Source organism: Pseudomonas sp. Ma2-10 (assembly GCF_054330215.1).
This window is the reverse complement of sequence record NZ_JBTEYL010000002.1, coordinates 331,612-349,589: the sequence shown is the minus strand read 5'-3', so window position 1 is coordinate 349,589 and position 17,978 is coordinate 331,612. Positions and strand designations below refer to the sequence as shown.

Below are 17,978 nucleotides of genomic sequence, written 5' to 3'. Positions count from 1 at the left end.
TAAATTGCCTTAAAACAGAGGTGCCTTATTGTTACAGCGGTGCGTTCTATTAAGTAATTCTTCACCCGCGGGGAGCTGAACGCTATTCGCCATGAGCGCTATTGAATCTGCTTTTTTGAATCTGGCTTACCCTCCGCGGCTCGATCTGGGGCCGCAGCTCACGCACGAACAATTGCTCAGCTCAATGCAGTCGACAATGGCGCGCCACAAGGGCGGGCCGGTGTGGCTGTTCGCTTACGGCTCGCTGATCTGGCGCCCCGAATGCGCAGCGGTGGAGCGAGTGCGCGGTCGTGTGTATGGCTACCATCGCGGTTTGTATTTGTGGTCCCACGAACATCGCGGCACGCCCGAAGTGCCTGGGCTGGTATTTGGCCTGGATCGCGGTGGTTCTTGCAGCGGCTTCGCCTATCGTTTGCCTGAAGAGCAACTTGAAGCGTCTCTTTACGCACTTTGGCAGCGCGAAATGCCATTCCCGTCCTATCGCCCACACTGGCTCAACTGCCGTCTTGAAGACGGAAGTCAGGTTCCGGCGTTGGGGTTTGTATTGGAGCGGCATCTGCCCAGCTATGCGGGCAACTTGCCGGATCATGTGCTGAGTCACGTGTTCGAAAACGCTTGCGGGCGTTACGGCACGACTCGCGATTATGTCGAGCAGACCGCTCACGCCCTGCGTAGCCACGCCATGCCAGACCGAAATCTGGAGGCGCGGCTCAAGCGCTGTAAATCAAAGGTCGATCAGGCGGTTGCTTCGCGACTCTGACTGGCCACTTGTTTGTGCCACAGTGTCGGCGCAAGGAAGGCCATCGCCAGTAAGCATGCGCCGATCAGCAGCACGAAACCGCCGTCCCAACCGAAGTTGTCCACGGTGTAGCCCATCGCTGCACTGGCCGCGACCGAGCCACCCAAATAACCGAACAACCCCGTGAAGCCCGCTGCCGTACCGGCGGCTTTCTTCGGTGCCAATTCCAGCGCTTGCAGGCCGATCAGCATAACCGGGCCGTAAATCAGGAAGCCGATCGAGACGAGCGCGATCATGTCGACTGTCGGGTTGCCCGCCGGGTTGAGCCAGTACACCAGGGTTGCCACGGTCACTAAAGCCATGAACACCATGCCGGTCAGGCCACGGTTGCCACGGAAGATCTTGTCCGACATCCAGCCACAGAGCAGCGTGCCCGGAATACCTGCCCATTCGTAGAAGAAATAGGCCCACGAGGTTTTATCCACGGTGAAGCCCTTGGCTTCTTTGAGGTAGGTCGGTGCCCAGTCCAGCACGCCGTAGCGCAACAGGTAGACGAAGACGTTGGCCAGGGCGATGTACCAGAGCATTTTGTTGCGTAGCACGTATTTGACGAAGATTTCCTTGGCGCTGAATTCTTCTTCGTGGCTGGCGTCGTAGCCTTCCGGGTAGTCGTTCTTGTACTTCTCGATGGGCGGCAGGCCCATCGATTGTGGGGTGTCGCGCATGGTGACGAAGGCAAATACCGCCACCGCCATGGCGACCGCCGCCGGCACGTAAAACGCTGCGTGCCAGTCATTGAACAGACCCATGCCGAGCAGGAACAGCGGGCCGATCAGGCCGCCACCGACGTTATGCGCCACGTTCCAAAAGGACACTACGCCACCGCGTTCCTTCTGCGACCACCAGTGCACCATCGTCCGCCCACTCGGCGGCCAGCCCATGCCCTGGGCCCAACCATTGATAAAGAGCAGGATGAACATGATGGTTACGCTGGATGTTGCCCAGGGCGCGAAGCCGAAAATGAACATCACACCGGCGGATACCAACAGACCGAAGGGCAGGAAGAAACGCGGATTGGAACGGTCGGACACGATGCCCATCAGGAACTTGGACAGGCCGTAGGCAATGGCGATGGCCGACAGCGCCAGGCCCAGTTCACCGCGCGTATAGCCCTCTTCGATCAGATAGGGCATGGCCAGGGAGAAGTTTTTGCGCAGCAGGTAATAACCGGCGTAGCCGATAAAAATGCCGGCGAAGATCTGCCAGCGAAGGCGTCGGTAGGTGTTGTCTATTTCTTCTTCAGGCAATGGAGCCTGATGTGCGGCAGGACGAAAGAAAGCAAACATTCAAGAGCTCCAGATTTCTTGTTTTGACTGCGGATGCGAATGTTACAGTTTCGTTACCGAAAATAGCATCGGTTCACATCGACGAAATAGCGGAAATGCTGAAGATTGCATGTTCTTTTATGAACATGTCGCTCAGGTATAAATGTAGGGCGTTGTGGGAAACGTTTCTTGCAGGTCGACATGCCGCATTTCGGTCCAGGGTAGGACGAGGTTTTGGGAAATGTCCTTCGATTGAATGGGAAGTCGCGGCGTTCTGTTCCCAGTCGTCGAGCCTTAACCTTTACGCAGCTGCCAGCTCTGGCATCTCAATTGCGAAGGGGGAGGGGTTATGCGGTGGTTTGTGTGTGTGCTTTTATTGGTTGTGGCGGTTGGTGTTCGGGCCGAGGAAGTGTTTCTGATCCCGGAAAACAATCCCAAGCCGATTTACCCTAGAGAGCTTTTCCGAACCGGCATAACAGGCGAAGTCCAGATCAGATTCACGGCGTATGCCGATGGTTCGGTCGACAAACTGAGCATTCTGCAAAGCGACCATCCCGATCTGGCTGAAGCGGCCAGGAAGGCGATTATTCAGTGGCGCTTCAAGCCGTGGACGGTCGAAGGTGACAAACCCGCCAAACAGGAAGTGACGGCCCCGATGGTTTTCAGACTGGATCTGGATACGCCCATTCACGCTAACCAGTGGCTCAAACGGTTGAGATGCCGTGACCTCAACGAGGCGATGGGTGACATTCCGGAATACGCGTGGGTTGATTCAGCGGTGTTTGGTTACACGCGTGCTTATTTGTCGAACGTGATTTATACGACACAGCTGCAGAATGAGCAGCGTCTGGCCTTGATTGCCAAACTGAATAAGCGGATACCGAAAATCGTCAGGGATTGCCGGGCGAGCCCTGTCCGCAAGTACATGAGTTTGTTGCCGGAAGATATTCGGAAATTGCTTTAGTCCCGGACAATAAAAAGCGGTCTGAACAACGTCATTCCAAGTCCAGACCGCTGCAGTGGCTCAGCGAACCTGCACCACCACTTTCCCAACCGCTTTGCGCTGGCCAAGATCATTGATCGCCTGCGCCGCATTGCTCAGTGGATACACCTGCGACACCAACGGCTTCAACTTGCCCTCGGCAAACCAGCCAAACAATTGCTGGAAGTTCGCCGCGTTGTCTTGAGGCTGGCGCTGGGCGAACGAGCCCCAGAACACGCCGACCACCGCTGCACCTTTGAGCAGCGCGAGGTTCACGGGGAGTTCGGGGATGCGACCGCTGGCAAAGCCCACCACCAGCAGGCGGCCGTTCCAGGCGATGGCGCGGATGGCCTGGTCGAACAGATCGCCACCGACCGGGTCGTAGATCACGTCGGCGCCCTGGCCATCGGTCAGGCGCTTGATTTCGTCCTTGAGACTGGTTTCGCTGTAGTTAATCAGCTCATCGGCGCCGGCAGCTTTGGCCACCGCGAGTTTTTCGGCGCTGCTGGCGGCGGCGATCACGCGGGCGCCCATGGCTTTGCCGATTTCCACGGCGGCCAGACCGACACCGCCGGAAGCACCGAGTACCAGCAAGGTTTCACCCGGTTGCAGGTTGCCCCGTTGCTTGAGCGCGTGCATCGAAGTGCCGTAAGTCATGCTGAACGCGGCGGCGGTGTTGAAGTCCATCGATGGCGGGATGGGCAGCACGTTGTAGCCCGGCACCGCGACCTGTTCGGCGAAACTGCCCCAGCCGGTCAGCGCCATGACCCGGTCGCCGACCTTGAGGTGGCTAACCTTTTCGCCTACTTCGCTGACCACACCAGCCGCTTCGCCACCCGGGGAAAACGGAAAGGGCGGCTTGAACTGATATTTGCCCTCGATGATCAGCGTGTCCGGGAAATTCACCCCGGCGGCATGCACGTCCAGCAGGATTTCATTCTTCTTCGCGACAGGACTGGCGACGTCTTCCAGCACCAGCGATTCGGCAGGGCCGAAGGCTTTGCACAGCACGGCTTTCATCAGGGCTATTCCTTTGGGAGTGATGGCCGATAAGTGTAGGTGTGTGAGTCTATGGGTCAACGAGCATGCCCGGCCCTGATAGTCAGCCATAAGCTTGTGCTTGAGCGGCGGGTCGTTATGCTAGGCCGCAAACCGGATAAGGAGTGAATTGTGAAAGCGTGGATCATGTTGTTGCTGGCCCTGTCTCTGCCTGTGGCAGCGATGGCTGAAGAAGCCGCCAAAGAGGGTGAGGCGCCGAAGGTCAGCTACCTGACCCTGAGCCCGCCGTTTGTTGGCAACTATGGCCTGGACGGCACGCCGAAGTTGAAAGTCTTCAAGGCTGACGTGGCGTTGCGCGTGACTGGCGAAGAAGCGACCAAACTGGTGAAGGCCAATGAACCGTTGATTCGCAATCAACTGGTCGCGTTGTTCACCCAGCAGACCACCGAGGCGATGAACAGCGTCGAGGGTAAGGAACAGCTGCGTCAGGAAGCCCTGAAACAAACCCAGCAAGTGATGAGTGACGAAACCGGTAAACCGGTGGTTGAGGATCTGTTGTTTAACAACCTGATCATTCAATAAGCGTCCCGGCTACAAAGAGGCTTTTGTGGTCAGGACGCCAGACTCTTGCGAAAACGCATCAGCGCAATTGCAAAGAACACCAGCCCAATGACGGTCAGCGCCAGCAAATCCGGCCAGACCACGTTCAGCCCTGCGTCGCGAAACAGGATCGCGGCGCTGAGGCTGACAAAGTGTGTCGACGGCGAACCCTGCATCACCCATTGCAGCCATTGCGGCATGCTGTCGAGCGGCGTGCTGCCGCCGGACAGTAGCAACATCGGGATGATCACCGGGATCGCCAGCAGGCCGAATTGCGGCGTCGAGCGGGCCAGGGTCGCCAGAAAGATCCCCAGCGCCGTACTGGCGAACAGATAAACCGCCGTCACCAGCAAAAACAGGGTCATGGAGCCGGACAACGGCACACCCAGCGCACCTTTGACGATCACTTCCAGCGAGATCCAGGTGCACACCACCACCACCAGCATGTTGCTCCAGATTTTCGCCAGCATGATTTCCAGCGCTGTCAGTGGCAGCACCAGCAAATGGTCGAGGGTGCCGTGTTCGCGCTCGCGCAGCAGCGCCGTACCGGTGAGGATGATGGCGAGGATCGTGATGTTGTTGACGATCTGAATCACTGCCAGGAACCAACCACCCTCAAGGTTGGTGTTGAACAGCGAGCGCGTGGTCAGCAGCGCCGGCGCCTTGCTGGTGGGGTCAGTCTGGCCGCTGTAAGTCAGCAGTTCACGCTGGAAAATCCGCCCGATGTAACCCGCGCCCATGAACGCCTGGCTCATCGCCGTGGCATCGACGTTGACCTGCACCGCCGGTTGGCGCCCCGCCAGTAGATCCGTCTGGAAATTCGTCGGAACGTTGATCACGAATGTGTACTGGCCGCTGTCCATGACCTGATCGAGTTGCCCGTAAGGCAGCAATACCGGGCGCTGGAATTCCGGTGGTTGCAGGGCCCGGGTCAGTTCCCGCGAGAGGTGGCTGTGATCTTCATCGACGATGGCCACGCTGGCGTTGTGCACGCCGATGACGGAGCCGGCGGCCGGCATGTAGATGGCCACGGTAAAGGCGTAGAACAGAAACAGCAGCAACACGCTGTCGTGGCGCAGGCTGGTCAGTTCCTTGAGGCCCAGTCGCAATATATGCGCAAGCGTGTGCATTAGGCCTCCTGCTTTTTCAGCATGACCAGGCTGAGCCCGGTGAACCCGATAAAGAACCCGAACAGCGCCAGGCATTGCGGCCATAACTGTCGCAGATCCAGCGCTTTGGTGAAGGTGCCGACGGCGATGTCGAGGAAATAACCGGCCGGGAACAGCATGCCCATCACGGCGGCTGCGCCTTCGAGGGATGAGCGCGGCACGATCAGCCCGGAGAACTGAATGGTCGGCAGGCTGGTGATGATCATGGTGCCGAGGATCGCGGCGATCTGGGTGCGGGTGAACGCTGAAATCAGCAGGCCCATGCTGGTGGTGGCCAGTACGTAGAGCAAACCGCCGAAGGCCAGGGTCACGCCACTGCCCTTGAACGGCACGCCAAACAGCCAGCGGTTCATCGCCACCAGCACCGCCAGGTTCACCAGGCTGATCGCCAGGTACGGCGCTTGTTTGCCCAGCAGGAACTCCAGTCGGGTCAGCGGTGTGGCGTAAAAATTGGTGATTGAGCCCAACTCCTTCTCCCGCACGATCCCCAGCGCGGTGAGCATGGCCGGGATGAACGCGAGGATCAGCGCCATCACCCCAGGGCCGATAGCGTTGACGCTGACCACGTCCTGGTTATAGCGGAAGCGGGTTTCCAGTTTGGCCGCGGGCAGCCGTTTCAACGCCGAGCTGCTTTGCTCGGCCAACTGCTCGATGTTCGCTTGGTGCACCGCTTCCACGTAGTTGCGACTGGTCTCGGCGCGAAACGGCATGCCGCCATCCAGCCAGGCGGCCACGGTCGGTTGGCGCCCGGCGTACAAGTCGCGGCCAAAGCCTGGCGGAATTTCCAGCGCCAGTTTGATTTCCGAACGCTGAAGCCTTCGGTGCAGTTCTTTGCTGTCGCGGATCGGTGCCTGTTCGGCGAAGTAGCGCGAGCTGCGAAAGGCTTCCAGGTAGGTACGGCTTTGCGGTGTCTGGTCTTGATCGAACACCGCGAAGGCGAGTTTTTCCACGTCCAGGGAAATCCCGTAGCCGAAGATCACCATCATGAAAATCGCCCCGAGCAGGGCGAAGGCCATCCGCACTTTGTCACGCAGCAGTTCTTTGCCTTCGCGACTGGCCACCGCTACGAGGCGTCCGACGCTGAAACCGCGCGCTTTCATGGGCGCGGCAGGCGCGGCGGGTGCATCGGCGGGCGCTTGCGGCGTGGGTGTTTCCGCCGGGCCCTGGGCCTGCTCCAGGCAGGTGACAAACGCCGCTTCCAGCGTCTCGCCCTTGAACTGCTCTTGCAGCGCCGCCGGGGTGTCGCAGGCCAGCACTTTGCCTGCGTGCATCAGCGAAATGCGGTCGCAGCGCTGGGCTTCGTTCATAAAGTGGGTGGAGAGGAAGATCGTCACACCTTGCTCGCGGGACAACTCGATCAGCAATCGCCAGAAGTCATCGCGCGCGGCGGGATCGACGCCGGAGGTCGGTTCATCGAGGATCAGCACTTCCGGGCGATGCAGCACCGCCACCGCCAGGGATAGCCGTTGACGCAAACCCAGTGGCAGGGCGCCGGACTGTTGATCGGCGACGTTGACCAGATTGAAACGCTGGATCAGTTCGTCGATGCGCGGGGCGCTGTCGGCCTTGGGCAAATCGAACAATCGCGCGTGCAGCTCCAGGTTCTGCCGCACGCTCAACTCGCCATACAGCGAGAAACTTTGCGACATGAACCCGACCCGTTTGCGGGTGGCCAGGTCCTTGGCGTTCACCGGGTTGCCGAGTAGCGTGGCAGTGCCTTCACTGGCCGGTATCAGCCCGGTCAGGACTTTCATGGTGGTGGTCTTGCCGCAGCCGTTGGAGCCGAGAAAGCCGAAAATCTCCCCGCGACCGATGGCGAAGCTGACCTTGTCCACGGCAGTGAAGTCGCCGAAGCGCAGCGTCAGGTCGTGGGCTTCAATCGCGATGTGGGTGTTGGCGCCGGTTCGCGGCGGGATCACCAAGGGCTGATTATCGTGGCCGCTGTCGCCCTGAAAATGGGTGAACGCTTCGTCGAGTTTGCCGCTGGGGGTCGCGGCGGCCAGTTCGCTGCTCAGGCCCGTGGCAATCAGCTTGCCGCCGTCGAGCATCAGGCAATGCTCGAACTGCTCGGCTTCTTCCATGTACGCGGTGGCGACCAGCAACGTCAGTTGCGGACGCTGGCGGCGCACATCGTCCACCAGCGCCCAGAAGCGCCGCCGGGACAAGGGATCAACGCCGGTAGTCGGTTCGTCGAGGATCAGCAAATCCGGTTCATGGATCAGCGCACAGCACAGCCCAAGCTTCTGCTTCATGCCCCCGGAGAGTTTGCCGGCCGGACGATCGGCAAAGCGCAGCAGATCGGTGGCCAGCAGCAGGCTGTGCATGCGCTGATTGAATTCGGCTTTTGACAGGCCGAACAGGGTGGCGAAAAAATGGATGTTCTCGCTGATCGACAACTCGGGGTACAGGTTGCCGCCCAAGCCTTGGGGCATGAAGGCGATGCGCGGGTAGAGGCTCTGGCGATGGCGGCGGTCCTGGATCGAGCCGCCCAGCACGTCCAACTGGCCCTGTTGCAGGGTTTTCACCCCAGCGATCAACCCCAGCAGGCTCGACTTGCCGGCGCCGTCCGGGCCGATCAACCCGCAACGGGTGCCGGCGGGCAGGCTGAAGCTGATGTCGGTCAGGGCCTGTTGTTTGCCGTAGCGATGATTGATGCCGGCGGCTTGCAGCGCCAGGTCGGTCATTGCAGGTTGGCCGGCCAGCTAATTGGCGCAGTGCGCACATAACCGGCGCCGGGCATGCCCGGTTTGGCCTGGGGCAGGGCGCTCGGGTCGGTCAGCCTCAGCTTGATGCGGAACACCAGTTTCTGCCGCTCATCGCGGGTTTCGACTTCTTTGGGGGTGAACTGTGATTTGCCGGCGACGAAAGTGATTTTGGCCAGCAGTGGGCGGTCGGGGAAGGCGTCGAGCAGGATTCGCGCTTCATCGCCAACGGCCACACGCCCGGTCACCGAGGCCGGGAGGTAGAGGTTCATGTATTGGTCATTGGGGTCGATCAGCAGCAAAACCCGTCCGCCCGCACCGAGCACTTCGCCGGGTTCGGCCATGCGCAACTGGATCACGCCATCGATGGGCGCCCGCAGGCTGCTATCGTCGATTTCACTGGTCAACATCGCGACCTGGGCCTGAGCCGCACCAATCGCCGCGCCGACTGCCGAGACCTGAGCACGTGAGGCCGCGACGGCGGCGCTGCCGGTGTCCAGGCGCGCTTGCTGTTGATCGATGATCTGGCCGCTGACGAAACCGTGCTTGAACAATTCCTGGGAGCGCTTGAGTTCTTGTTGGGCGAGTAATTGTTCGCTCTGGCGCAGTTGCACGTAGGCCTGGGCCGCGGAGTGGTTTTCCCGAGCGCGCAGCACCTCGGCTTCAGCCTGGTTGCGCTGGGCTTCGAGGGTGCGGGTGTCCATGCGGGCCAGCAGTTGGCCCTTGCTGACCTTGTCCCCTTCATCCGCCAGCACCTGGGCCAAGCGGCCTGGTGTTTTGCTGGCGATCTGCACTTCGGTGGCTTCGAGGCGACCATTGCCGACGTACAAGCCTTCGGGCAAACGGTCGTGTATCGACTTCCAGTAACCGAACCCGCCGGCGGCCAGTAGCAGAACGATTAAAGAGCTGGCAAACAAAATCGAAGAGCGGCTGTGCGTAGACATGTGGGCATCCTGCGGCTGTAGCGTCCTAGTCTGGCGGATCAAGTGCCGGGGCGGATTGATGCCAGTCAAATGAAGCGCAAGCGTAACCCTATTGAACGGGCAAAAACGGATGACCGGGTGGTTCTGCTGTATTTAGCGTAGATCGAGTGCCGCGGCCCATTGCTCGGCGGTCACGGGCATCACTGATAGTCGCGAGCCTTTTTGCACCAGTGGCATCTGGGCCAGTGCCGTTTGTTGTTTCAGGTAGTCGAGCTTCAGGACTTTAGGGAAGGTTTCGACGTGGACCACCTCAATGGCGCTCCAGGCGTTTTTCTCCGGCGTGGCCTTCGGATCGTAGTAATGGCTCTCAGGCTCAAGGGCCGTCGGGTCCGGGTACGCCGCTTGGACAATCTTGCCAATGCCGGCAATGCCTGGCTCGGGGCAGCTGGAGTGATAGAAGAAAAACTCATCGCCGACCGCCATCGCACGCAGGAAGTTACGCGCCTGGTAGTTGCGAACCCCGTCCCAGCGCGCCTGGCCACGCGTCTGCAGGTCCTTGATCGAGAACTCGTCGGGCTCGGATTTCATTAGCCAATAAGCCATGGTTTTGCTCCTTGCGAGATGAGAGGGCAAGTTGTCGGCCAATTTTATGACAAACCGACGGTCGGTTGGCGCCAGCGTTTGCGTGTCGGTTCAGGTTGTCGCAAAATGCCGGCCTTCTAAGCTTGACGCTGCTGCACGGCAAACACCTACAACGGAAACCGCTGCTGTCATCGTGTTGATGTGCCTTTGGGGGGCAATCGATGAAACGCAAACCGGATTTACTATGGATTTTGGTTATTTTGTTCGGCCTCGGCGTCGTGACCACCGGCTATACCCAAAGCCTGTGGAGCAACAAGACTGACGCTCCGATCGAAATCGCGCAGCAACAGCAGTCGTCGGCCTTCAAACGCTGAGTCTGTCTTCGGACGCCGCTGGTTCCAGTGGCGTCTAGCCGGCGAAATACCACGCCTTGTCTGTCACCGTTCCCTGTAACGGTACATCCCAGCTCGCTTGAGCCAGTCGTTCGACTTTCTGACATTCATGGGCCAGCCCTAACAGCGTCGGCTTGCGCCAGTTTTTACGTCGTGCCAGGTACGCCAGGCTTCGATCATAGAAACCACCGCCCATGCCCAGCCGTCCGCCGACATCGTCAAATCCGACCAATGGCAACAGCACCAGATCAAGCGCCCAGACGTTGCGTTGTTGGGCGAGGTTGTACCGGGGTTCGAGAATACGAAAGCGGTTGGGTTTCAGTTTTTCACCGGGGCGAATGCGCTGGAACACCATTTTGGTTCGTGGCCAGGCGCTGAGCACCGGCAGATACGTTGCCTTGCCCCGCCGTTGAGCAGCACGCAGCAAAACACGCGGGTCGATTTCACCGTCAGTGGGCAAATAGAGAGCGATATGTTTTGCGCGGCGAAACAGCGGCTGCTGGGCCAATTGCTTGTACAGCCCGCGAGCGGCCTGGCGTTGCTGACTGGGTGTCAGTGCGCGGCGGGCCTTGCGCAGCATGCGTCGAAGTTGCGGGCGGGGCAGCAGCGCAGGATCGGTCATGAATTCGGGCTTCGGCAGTGCGGGTACATAAAGCGTACCCGTAAAAAAGCCGATGCCGGTATTTAAACCGGCATCGGACTGGAATCAGGCTCCCCGGATGAACCGCTGCTGACTTAGCCCTTGAACCCGAAAGTTCAAGGTGGAAGATGCAGTAGGCTTTAAGGCTTTCCGTCTAGCGGACATGCACACCAGCCCAACGTGCAACCTCCAGGGTAGTGCGAATCGGCTCAGGGACATCGTCAACTGGCAAGCACCCCAGGGAGTGACGCGAGTATACCCCAAGCGGTTTCGTGTTTCAGCCCTTGGTGACGTCCGGATCGGTGGCGAGCACCAGATCGACGCGGTCCAGCAGGTCGCGAACCTGCTCACGGGTCGAGCCATTGGCCTGTACGTCCGGGCGATCTTCCTTGTGCAGAAGATCGTGGGTGATGTTCAGGGCGGCCATCACGGCGATGCGATCGGCGCCGATGACTTTGCCGCTGCTGCGGATTTCGCGCATCTTGCCGTCCAGGTAACGGGCGGCGCTCACCAGATTGCTGCGCTCTTCCTGCGGGCAGATGATCGAATATTCTTTATCGAGGATCTGCACGGTAACGCTATTGCTTGAACTCATGAGTCTTGCTCCAGGGCCTTGAGGCGCGAAATCATTGATTCGACCTTGCGCCGGGCGATTTCGTTCTTTTCAATGAGGTGAGCGCGTTCCTCGCGCCAGGTTTTTTCCTGAGCTGATAAGAGTCCGTTTTGACTCTTTAGTTGCTCGACGCGGGTTATTAGCAGTTCGAGTCTGGCCATCAGCGCTTGCAGGTCGGTGTCTTCCATTGTGTCCACTGAATTGTGTCTGATGAGTGGCAGGGGCTGCACCCTGGCGTGCGGACAGCCTTTAATAGTCTTGGCGAGTCTGTCGATGTAGGATACAAGGCCTTCATTCTAGACATAGCGCCGTCTGGCGCCTAGCTGCCCATGCCCATTCAGAATTCCCCGTACAAAGCCTTCGCCACCCTGCTGACTTCCAGCGGTCATAACGTCTCGCCTGCCGAACTGCATGGCCTGCTGCTCGGCCGCAGTTGCGCCGGTGCCGGTTTCGATGCCGAAGGTTGGCTGATTGATGCCGCCGAGCTGCTCGAAAGCGAGCCGCAGGATAATGTCCGCAACGCCTTGATCGGCTTGCAGGAGATGGTCAAGGGCGAGCTCACCGGCGACGATGTGACCGTCGTTCTGCTGCTGCCGATCGATGACGAGCCACTGGCCGACCGCGCCGCCGCACTGGGTCAATGGTGCCAGGGATTCCTCAGCGGTTTTGGCCTGAACTGCCGTGACAGCAGCATGCTGAGCACCGAGGCCACCGAAGTACTTCAGGACCTGGCGGCTATTTCACAGGTGCAAGACGCCCTGGAAGAGTCCGACGACGGCGAAAGCGATTACATGGAAGTGATGGAGTACCTGCGCGTCGCGCCGTTGCTGCTGTTCACCGAAAACAAAAAGCCGGATGCGCCGGCTGCCGCCAAACCGTCGTTGCATTAATCGCGTGCCAGGGAAAGCCATCTGCCCATGATTCATATCCCGAAATCGGAATACAGCCGTCGCCGCAAGGCCCTGATGGCGCAGATGGAACCCAACAGCATCGCCATCCTGCCCGCCGCTGCTGTTGCGATCCGCAACCGCGACGTCGAGCACGTCTACCGTCAGGACAGCGACTTCCAGTACCTCAGCGGTTTTTCCGAGCCTCAGGCGGTCATCGTTTTGATGCCTGGGCGTTTACATGGCGAATACCTATTGTTCTGTCGTGAACGCAACGCTGAGCGAGAGTTGTGGGACGGCTTGCGCGCCGGGCAGGAAGGCGCGATTCGCGACTTTGGCGCCGACGATGCCTTCCCCATCACCGACATCGACGACATCCTGCCAGGCCTGATCGAAGGCCGCGACCGGGTGTATTCGGCCATGGGCAGCAACCCGGAGTTCGACCGGCACCTGATGGACTGGATCAACGTGATCCGCTCTAAAGCGCACCTGGGCGCCCAGCCGCCGAACGAATTCGTTGCGCTGGATCACCTGCTTCACGACATGCGCCTGTATAAATCGGCGGCAGAAGTGAAGGTGATGCGCGAAGCCGCACGGATTTCCGCCCAGGCACACATCCGCGCGATGCAGGCCAGTCGTGTGGGCCTGCATGAGTTCAGCCTCGAAGCCGAACTCGACTACGAGTTCCGCAAGGGCGGGGCGAAAATGCCGGCCTACGGTTCTATCGTCGCCGCTGGGCGCAACAGCTGCATCCTGCATTACCAGCAGAATGACGCAGTGCTCAAGGACGGCGATCTGGTGTTGATCGATGCCGGTTGCGAGATCGATTGCTACGCCAGCGACATCACCCGCACATGGCCGGTCAACGGCAAGTATTCAGCGGAACAAAAGGCGATCTACGAGCTGGTGCTGGCGTCGCAAGAAGCCGCGTTTGCCGAAATTGCCCCGAATAAACACTGGAATCAGGCTCACGAAGCCACGGTCCGGGTGATTACCGCCGGTCTGGTGAAGCTGGGTCTGTTGCAGGGCGACGTCGACGAGTTGATCGCCAGCGAAGCCTATAAAGCGTTTTACATGCACCGCGCCGGCCACTGGCTGGGCATGGACGTGCATGATGTCGGTGAATACAAGGTCGGCGGCGAATGGCGCGTGCTGGAAGTCGGCATGGCGTTGACCGTGGAACCGGGCATCTACATTGCCCCGGGCAACCAGAACGTGGCGAAGAAATGGCGCGGCATTGGCGTGCGCATCGAGGACGACGTAGTGGTCACCAAAACCGGCTGTGAAATCCTGACCAAAGGCGTGCCGAAAACGGTCGCCGAGATCGAGGCCTTGATGGCCGCCGCGCGGACACAAGCGGCATGAGTCGAGTCAATCTGGCATTCATCGGTGGTGGACTGGTCGGCGCCAGCCTGGCGTTGGCACTGCAGGCCGGAGCCAAGGCTCGTGGCTGGAAGATCGTGCTGATCGAACCGTTCGCCCCGGGCGACACCTACCAACCGAGCTACGACGCCCGCTCTTCGGCGTTGTCCTACGGTGCCAAGCAGATTTATCAACGGTTGGGCGTGTGGCAGGAAATCTCCCGCCGCGCCGAGCCGATCAAGCAAATTCATGTCTCCGACCGTGGGCGCTTCTCCACCGCGCGATTGTCGGCGATGGAAGAGGGCGTTCCGGCGCTGGGTTATGTGGTGGAAAACGCCTGGCTCGGCCAATGCCTCTGGCAAGGTCTGGACAAGGACGTGATCAGTTGGCGTTGCCCGGCGGAAGTCACGCGCATGGAGCCGCAGATCGACGGCTATCGCCTGACCCTCAACGACGAAACCACCCTGGACTGCGACCTGGCCGTGCTGGCTGATGGCGGCCGTTCCGGCCTGCGCGAGCAATTGGGGGTCGGCATCAAAAAGCGCCCGTATAACCAGAGCGCGCTAATCGCCAACATCACCCCGAGTGAAGCGCACAACGGCATGGCCTTCGAGCGCTTCACCGATGACGGGCCGATGGCCTTGTTGCCGTTGCCGGAAAACCGCTGCGCACTGGTCTGGACTCGATTGGGCATGGACGCGCAACGGCTGGCGGCCCTCGATGAAAAGAGCTTCCTCGGCGAGTTGCAGGACGTGTTCGGTTATCGCCTCGGCACTTTGAAGCAGGTTGGCGCGCGGCACCTGTACCCGCTGACATTGATCGAGGCCGAAGAGCAGGTGCGTCCGCATCTGGCGATTCTCGGCAATGCTGCCCACAGCCTGCACCCGATTGCTGGGCAAGGTTTCAACCTGTCCTTGCGTGATGCTCAAGCGTTGGCCGATGCGTTGCTGGCCAGCGAAACATCTCCCGGAGACTTTGCGACCTTGCAAGCCTACCGCGAGCGTCAACGTCAGGATCAGAACCTGACCGTGGGTTTCTCCGATCAGGTCACCCGTTTGTTTGGCAGCACTCAACCCTTGGTTTCCTTGGGCCGCAACATCGGTCTGCTCGGGCTGGACCTGTTGCCGCCGGCCAAACGCTGGTTCGCGCGACAGGCCATGGGTTTGGGTACGCGTCCCGATGCTTAAGTGGCTGACCAGCACGTTCGGCAAGGCGCGGTTGATGAGTTGGGTGATGAGCGTCTACCCGCCTTACCTCGGCGCCGGGGTCCGCGTGAAATACATCAGTGATGATTTTCGTGATATCCGGGTGTCCATGGGCTTGGGCTGGTACAACCGAAATTACGTCGGCACCCAGTTTGGTGGCAGCCTGTACTCAATGGTTGATCCGTTCTACATGCTGATGCTGCTGGAAAACCTCGGACCGAAATACATCGTCTGGGACAAAGCCGCCGACATCGATTTCATCGCGCCGGGCAAAGGCCCGGTATTTGCCAGCTTCAGAATCGACGATACCTTGCTCGACGAGATTCGTCGGCAGACAGCGCATGGCGAAAAGTACCTGCCGCAATTGCAGGTCGATATTCATGACGGCGCCGGCACTTTGGTGGCGCGGGTCGGAAAAACCCTTTACGTGCGGCTCAAGCCGCAAGCGAGACAGGCTTAAAGCATGGAAATGCGCGCAGATCTGCTGATTGTCGGGGCCGGAATGGTCGGCAGCGCCCTGGCGCTGGCGTTGCAGGACAGCGGGCTGGAAGTCCTGCTGCTGGACGGCAGCCCCCTGAGCGTCAAGCCCTTCGATGGGCAGGCGCCGTTCGAACCTAGAGTGAGCGCCTTATCGGCTGCCAGCCAGCGGATTCTTGAACGTCTGGGCGTCTGGGACGGCATCGCCAATCGGCGCAGCAGCCCCTACACCGACATGCAGGTTTGGGATGGCAGCGGCACCGGACAAATCCATTTTTCGGCGGCCAGTGTGCATGCCGACGTGCTGGGGCATATCGTCGAGAACCGGGTGGTTCAGGACGCTTTGCTCGACCGCTTGCACGACTGTGATCTCGGAATGTTGGCCAACGCGCGTCTGGAGCAAATGCGTCGTTCCGGCGATGACTGGCTGCTGACCCTGGCCGATGGCCGCACCTTGCGTGCACCGTTGGTGATCGCAGCAGATGGCGCCAACTCCGCCGTTCGGCGTCTGACCGGCATGGCGACGCGCGAGTGGGACTACATGCACCACGCGATTGTCGCCAGCGTGCGCAGCGCCAAACCTCATCAACTGACCGCATGGCAGCGCTTCACCGACAACGGTCCGCTGGCGTTTTTGCCGCTGGAGCGTGACGGTCAGCAGGATTGGTGTTCGATCGTCTGGTCGACCACCCCAAGCGAAGCCGAACGCCTGATGGCGCTGGATGACGACGGTTTCTGTAAAGAACTGGAGCGGGCCTTCGAAGGCCGACTGGGCACAGTGCTCAGCGCCGACCCGCGTCTGTGCGTGCCGCTGCGGCAGCGCCACGCCAAACGCTACGTGGCCGAAGGGCTGGCGCTGATTGGTGATGCGGCGCACACCATTCACCCGCTGGCCGGGCAGGGCGTGAACCTTGGTTTTCTCGATGCCGCGGTGCTGGCCGAAGTGCTGTTGCAAGCGGCCACGCGTGGCGAGCGTCTGGCGGATGTGAAAGTGCTGAGCCGTTACGAACGTCGGCGCATGCCCCACAACCTGGCGTTGATGGCGGCGATGGAGGGTTTCGAGCGTCTGTTCCAGGCTGATCCGCTGCCGGTGCGCTGGTTGCGCAATGCCGGGTTGAAGATGGTCGACCAGATGCCCGAAGCCAAGGCGCTGTTCGTGCGTGAGGCGCTGGGATTGACCGGAGATCTGCCGGCACTCGCTAAGGCCTGACATCTTCATTGCGCCATTACAGTCGCCGAAAATTTCCAGTGGTGCAACATCTGGTAACGCCTTCGTGAACTGTTCGATTGAGAACGTAAATGGGAGTCCATATCATTTGCCCTCACTTTTTCAATTGAGGGATCACTCCCATGTTGGTACCGAAGCGTCTACTGACCGCACTCGCCCTGACCCTGATTGGCAGCACTGCTGCCCAGGCCGCCGACGAGGTGGTGGTTTACTCCTCGCGTATCGACGAACTGATCAAACCGGTCTTCGATGCCTACACCGCGAAAACCGGCGTGCAGGTGAAGTTCATCACCGACAAGGAAGCGCCGCTGATGCAGCGGATCAAGGCCGAGGGCGAGAACGCCACCGCTGACCTGTTGCTGACCGTCGATGCTGGCAACCTCTGGCAGGCCGAACAAATGGGCATCCTGCAGCCGTTCACTTCCAAGGTGATCGACGCCAACATCCCGCTGCAATACCGCTCTTCCGCCCATGCCTGGACCGGTCTGAGTCTGCGGGCGCGGACCATCGCTTACTCCACCGACCGGGTGAAACCGGGTGAACTGACCACCTACGAAGGTCTGGCCGACAAGAATTGGGAAGGCCGCCTGTGCCTGCGCACGGCGAAGAAGGTCTACAACCAGTCCCTCACCGCCACCCTGATCGAAGTCCACGGCGCCGACAAAACCGAGAAGATTATCAAGGGCTGGGTGAATAACCTGTCCACCGACGTGTTCTCGGATGACACCGCGGTGCTGGAGGCCATCAACGCGGGTCAATGCGACGTCGGTATTATCAACACGTACTACTACGGTCGTCTGCACAAGCAGAAGCCTGACCTGGCGGTGAAGCTGTTCTGGCCGAACCAGGGTGACCGTGGCGTGCACGTGAATCTGTCGGGTATCGGCCTGACCAAACATGCTCCGCACCCGCAAGCGGCCAAGGCCTTGGTGGAATGGATGACCACACCTGCAGCGCAGAAGATCTTTGCTGACGTGAATCAGGAATTCCCGGCCAACCCTGCGGTTCAGCCTTCTGCAGAAGTGGCGAGCTGGGGCAAGTTTGTGGCTGATACCTTGCCTGTGGAAATTGCCGGCAAGCGTCAGGCTGAAGCGATTCGCTTGATGGATCGGGCGGGTTGGAACTGAGTCTGTTGTTTTAAAGAATAAAAGAT

At 60.0% G+C, this 17,978-nt stretch carries 19 protein-coding genes and 1 other RNA gene; 10 read left to right on the top strand and 10 right to left on the bottom strand.

The window, feature by feature from the left end:
- The first annotated feature begins 91 nt into the window (after positions 1–91).
- Positions 92–760, top strand: coding sequence for a gamma-glutamylcyclotransferase (locus ACXPVS_RS04230; protein ID WP_458508810.1), 669 nt, complete (start codon positions 92–94; stop codon positions 758–760).
- On the opposite strand, the gene glpT is transcribed toward ACXPVS_RS04230, so the two are convergent.
- Positions 736–2,085, bottom strand: coding sequence for a glycerol-3-phosphate transporter (gene glpT / locus ACXPVS_RS04225; protein WP_458508809.1), 1,350 nt, complete (start codon positions 2,083–2,085; stop codon positions 736–738). The genes ACXPVS_RS04230 and glpT overlap by 25 nt on opposite strands.
- Before the next feature lie 328 nt (positions 2,086–2,413).
- Here glpT and ACXPVS_RS04220 point away from each other — a divergent pair, with 328 nt between their 5' ends.
- The gene (locus tag ACXPVS_RS04220; protein WP_458508808.1) at positions 2,414–3,028 is read left to right on the top strand and encodes an energy transducer TonB; all 615 of its coding nucleotides are present in this window, start codon (positions 2,414–2,416) and stop codon (positions 3,026–3,028) included.
- A 60-nt stretch (positions 3,029–3,088) separates the two neighbouring features.
- On the opposite strand, the gene ACXPVS_RS04215 is transcribed toward ACXPVS_RS04220, so the two are convergent.
- Positions 3,089–4,066 carry an NADPH:quinone oxidoreductase family protein gene (locus ACXPVS_RS04215; RefSeq protein WP_008150352.1) on the bottom strand — a complete coding sequence of 326 codons (978 nt, stop codon included), beginning with the start codon at positions 4,064–4,066 and terminating at the stop codon, positions 3,089–3,091.
- A 150-nt stretch (positions 4,067–4,216) separates the two neighbouring features.
- Between ACXPVS_RS04215 and ACXPVS_RS04210 the strand changes: the two genes are divergently transcribed.
- The gene (locus ACXPVS_RS04210) at positions 4,217–4,627 is read left to right on the top strand and encodes a flagellar basal body-associated protein FliL (RefSeq protein WP_458508807.1); all 411 of its coding nucleotides are present in this window, start codon (positions 4,217–4,219) and stop codon (positions 4,625–4,627) included.
- A gap of 29 nt (positions 4,628–4,656) precedes the next feature.
- Here the strand turns inward: ACXPVS_RS04210 and ACXPVS_RS04205 are convergent, their stop codons facing one another.
- The 4 genes from ACXPVS_RS04205 to ACXPVS_RS04190 form a co-directional block, all read right to left on the bottom strand.
- The gene (locus ACXPVS_RS04205) at positions 4,657–5,775 is read right to left on the bottom strand and encodes an ABC transporter permease (RefSeq protein ID WP_458508806.1); all 1,119 of its coding nucleotides are present in this window, start codon (positions 5,773–5,775) and stop codon (positions 4,657–4,659) included.
- A complete protein-coding gene (gene rbbA / locus ACXPVS_RS04200; RefSeq protein WP_458508805.1) occupies positions 5,775–8,498 on the bottom strand; it encodes a ribosome-associated ATPase/putative transporter RbbA in 2,724 nt (907 codons plus the stop codon). Before rbbA ends, ACXPVS_RS04205 begins: the two co-directional genes overlap by 1 nt.
- On the bottom strand, positions 8,495–9,460 hold the full coding sequence (locus ACXPVS_RS04195) for an HlyD family secretion protein (protein WP_458508804.1): 966 nt from the start codon (positions 9,458–9,460) through the stop codon (positions 8,495–8,497). The genes rbbA and ACXPVS_RS04195 overlap by 4 nt, the downstream gene beginning before the upstream one ends.
- A gap of 132 nt (positions 9,461–9,592) precedes the next feature.
- A complete protein-coding gene (locus tag ACXPVS_RS04190) occupies positions 9,593–10,042 on the bottom strand; it encodes an EVE domain-containing protein (protein ID WP_458508803.1) in 450 nt (149 codons plus the stop codon).
- Between the two features lie 200 nt (positions 10,043–10,242).
- On the opposite strand from ACXPVS_RS04190, the gene ACXPVS_RS04185 reads away from it, so the two are divergent.
- The gene (locus ACXPVS_RS04185; protein WP_458508802.1) at positions 10,243–10,395 is read left to right on the top strand and encodes a hypothetical protein; all 153 of its coding nucleotides are present in this window, start codon (positions 10,243–10,245) and stop codon (positions 10,393–10,395) included.
- A 34-nt stretch (positions 10,396–10,429) separates the two neighbouring features.
- Here the strand turns inward: ACXPVS_RS04185 and ACXPVS_RS04180 are convergent, their stop codons facing one another.
- The 4 genes from ACXPVS_RS04180 to ACXPVS_RS04165 all read right to left on the bottom strand — a co-directional run bounded on the left by ACXPVS_RS04180 (position 10,430) and on the right by ACXPVS_RS04165 (position 11,854).
- Positions 10,430–11,035 (bottom strand): 5-formyltetrahydrofolate cyclo-ligase, encoded by a 606-nt coding sequence (locus ACXPVS_RS04180; RefSeq protein ID WP_458508801.1) that lies wholly within the window; start codon positions 11,033–11,035, stop codon positions 10,430–10,432.
- Positions 11,036–11,121: 86 nt separating this feature from the next.
- A non-coding RNA gene (ssrS, locus tag ACXPVS_RS04175) (6S RNA) lies at positions 11,122–11,300 on the bottom strand.
- Between the two features lie 30 nt (positions 11,301–11,330).
- The gene (locus ACXPVS_RS04170) at positions 11,331–11,648 is read right to left on the bottom strand and encodes a cell division protein ZapA (protein WP_458508800.1); all 318 of its coding nucleotides are present in this window, start codon (positions 11,646–11,648) and stop codon (positions 11,331–11,333) included.
- Complete coding sequence (locus tag ACXPVS_RS04165) at positions 11,645–11,854, bottom strand: TIGR02449 family protein (RefSeq protein WP_458508799.1); 210 nt, start codon at positions 11,852–11,854, stop codon at positions 11,645–11,647. Before ACXPVS_RS04165 ends, ACXPVS_RS04170 begins: the two co-directional genes overlap by 4 nt.
- Before the next feature lie 141 nt (positions 11,855–11,995).
- Here ACXPVS_RS04165 and ACXPVS_RS04160 point away from each other — a divergent pair, with 141 nt between their 5' ends.
- The 6 genes from ACXPVS_RS04160 to ACXPVS_RS04135 all read left to right on the top strand — a co-directional run bounded on the left by ACXPVS_RS04160 (position 11,996) and on the right by ACXPVS_RS04135 (position 17,952).
- Positions 11,996–12,556: a YecA/YgfB family protein gene (locus ACXPVS_RS04160; RefSeq protein WP_458508798.1), complete on the top strand. Its 561-nt coding sequence runs from the start codon at positions 11,996–11,998 to the stop codon at positions 12,554–12,556.
- Between the two features lie 27 nt (positions 12,557–12,583).
- Positions 12,584–13,918, top strand: coding sequence for a Xaa-Pro aminopeptidase (pepP, locus tag ACXPVS_RS04155; protein WP_458508797.1), 1,335 nt, complete (start codon positions 12,584–12,586; stop codon positions 13,916–13,918).
- Positions 13,915–15,102, top strand: coding sequence for a 2-octaprenyl-6-methoxyphenyl hydroxylase (gene ubiH, locus ACXPVS_RS04150; RefSeq protein WP_458508796.1), 1,188 nt, complete (start codon positions 13,915–13,917; stop codon positions 15,100–15,102). The genes pepP and ubiH overlap by 4 nt, the downstream gene beginning before the upstream one ends.
- Positions 15,095–15,580, top strand: coding sequence for a DUF4442 domain-containing protein (locus tag ACXPVS_RS04145; RefSeq protein ID WP_458508795.1), 486 nt, complete (start codon positions 15,095–15,097; stop codon positions 15,578–15,580). Before ubiH ends, ACXPVS_RS04145 begins: the two co-directional genes overlap by 8 nt.
- Positions 15,581–15,589: 9 nt before the next feature.
- Positions 15,590–16,807: a 2-octaprenyl-3-methyl-6-methoxy-1,4-benzoquinol hydroxylase gene (locus ACXPVS_RS04140; protein WP_458508942.1), complete on the top strand. Its 1,218-nt coding sequence runs from the start codon at positions 15,590–15,592 to the stop codon at positions 16,805–16,807.
- Positions 16,808–16,947: 140 nt separating this feature from the next.
- Positions 16,948–17,952, top strand: a complete 1,005-nt coding sequence (locus ACXPVS_RS04135) for an extracellular solute-binding protein (protein ID WP_458508794.1) — start codon at positions 16,948–16,950, stop codon at positions 17,950–17,952.
- The last annotated feature ends 26 nt before the right edge of the window (positions 17,953–17,978 follow it).

What these genes read in the sequence shown, in the direction of transcription:
- ACXPVS_RS04230 (WP_458508810.1), top strand. Translation starts at nt 92, where the DNA reads ATGAGCGCTATTGAATCTGCTTTTTTGAATCTGGCTTACCCTCCGCGG.
- glpT (WP_458508809.1), bottom strand. Translation starts at nt 2,085, where the DNA reads ATGTTTGCTTTCTTTCGTCCTGCCGCACATCAGGCTCCATTGCCTGAA.
- ACXPVS_RS04220 (WP_458508808.1), top strand. Translation starts at nt 2,414, where the DNA reads ATGCGGTGGTTTGTGTGTGTGCTTTTATTGGTTGTGGCGGTTGGTGTT.
- ACXPVS_RS04215 (WP_008150352.1), bottom strand. Translation starts at nt 4,066, where the DNA reads ATGAAAGCCGTGCTGTGCAAAGCCTTCGGCCCTGCCGAATCGCTGGTG.
- ACXPVS_RS04205 (WP_458508806.1), bottom strand. Translation starts at nt 5,775, where the DNA reads ATGCACACGCTTGCGCATATATTGCGACTGGGCCTCAAGGAACTGACC.
- rbbA (WP_458508805.1), bottom strand. Translation starts at nt 8,498, where the DNA reads ATGACCGACCTGGCGCTGCAAGCCGCCGGCATCAATCATCGCTACGGC.
- ACXPVS_RS04195 (WP_458508804.1), bottom strand. Translation starts at nt 9,460, where the DNA reads ATGTCTACGCACAGCCGCTCTTCGATTTTGTTTGCCAGCTCTTTAATC.
- ACXPVS_RS04190 (WP_458508803.1), bottom strand. Translation starts at nt 10,042, where the DNA reads ATGGCTTATTGGCTAATGAAATCCGAGCCCGACGAGTTCTCGATCAAG.
- ACXPVS_RS04185 (WP_458508802.1), top strand. Translation starts at nt 10,243, where the DNA reads ATGAAACGCAAACCGGATTTACTATGGATTTTGGTTATTTTGTTCGGC.
- ACXPVS_RS04180 (WP_458508801.1), bottom strand. Translation starts at nt 11,035, where the DNA reads ATGACCGATCCTGCGCTGCTGCCCCGCCCGCAACTTCGACGCATGCTG.
- ACXPVS_RS04170 (WP_458508800.1), bottom strand. Translation starts at nt 11,648, where the DNA reads ATGAGTTCAAGCAATAGCGTTACCGTGCAGATCCTCGATAAAGAATAT.
- ACXPVS_RS04165 (WP_458508799.1), bottom strand. Translation starts at nt 11,854, where the DNA reads ATGGAAGACACCGACCTGCAAGCGCTGATGGCCAGACTCGAACTGCTA.
- ACXPVS_RS04160 (WP_458508798.1), top strand. Translation starts at nt 11,996, where the DNA reads ATGCCCATTCAGAATTCCCCGTACAAAGCCTTCGCCACCCTGCTGACT.
- pepP (WP_458508797.1), top strand. Translation starts at nt 12,584, where the DNA reads ATGATTCATATCCCGAAATCGGAATACAGCCGTCGCCGCAAGGCCCTG.
- ubiH (WP_458508796.1), top strand. Translation starts at nt 13,915, where the DNA reads ATGAGTCGAGTCAATCTGGCATTCATCGGTGGTGGACTGGTCGGCGCC.
- ACXPVS_RS04145 (WP_458508795.1), top strand. Translation starts at nt 15,095, where the DNA reads ATGCTTAAGTGGCTGACCAGCACGTTCGGCAAGGCGCGGTTGATGAGT.
- ACXPVS_RS04140 (WP_458508942.1), top strand. Translation starts at nt 15,590, where the DNA reads ATGCGCGCAGATCTGCTGATTGTCGGGGCCGGAATGGTCGGCAGCGCC.
- ACXPVS_RS04135 (WP_458508794.1), top strand. Translation starts at nt 16,948, where the DNA reads ATGTTGGTACCGAAGCGTCTACTGACCGCACTCGCCCTGACCCTGATT.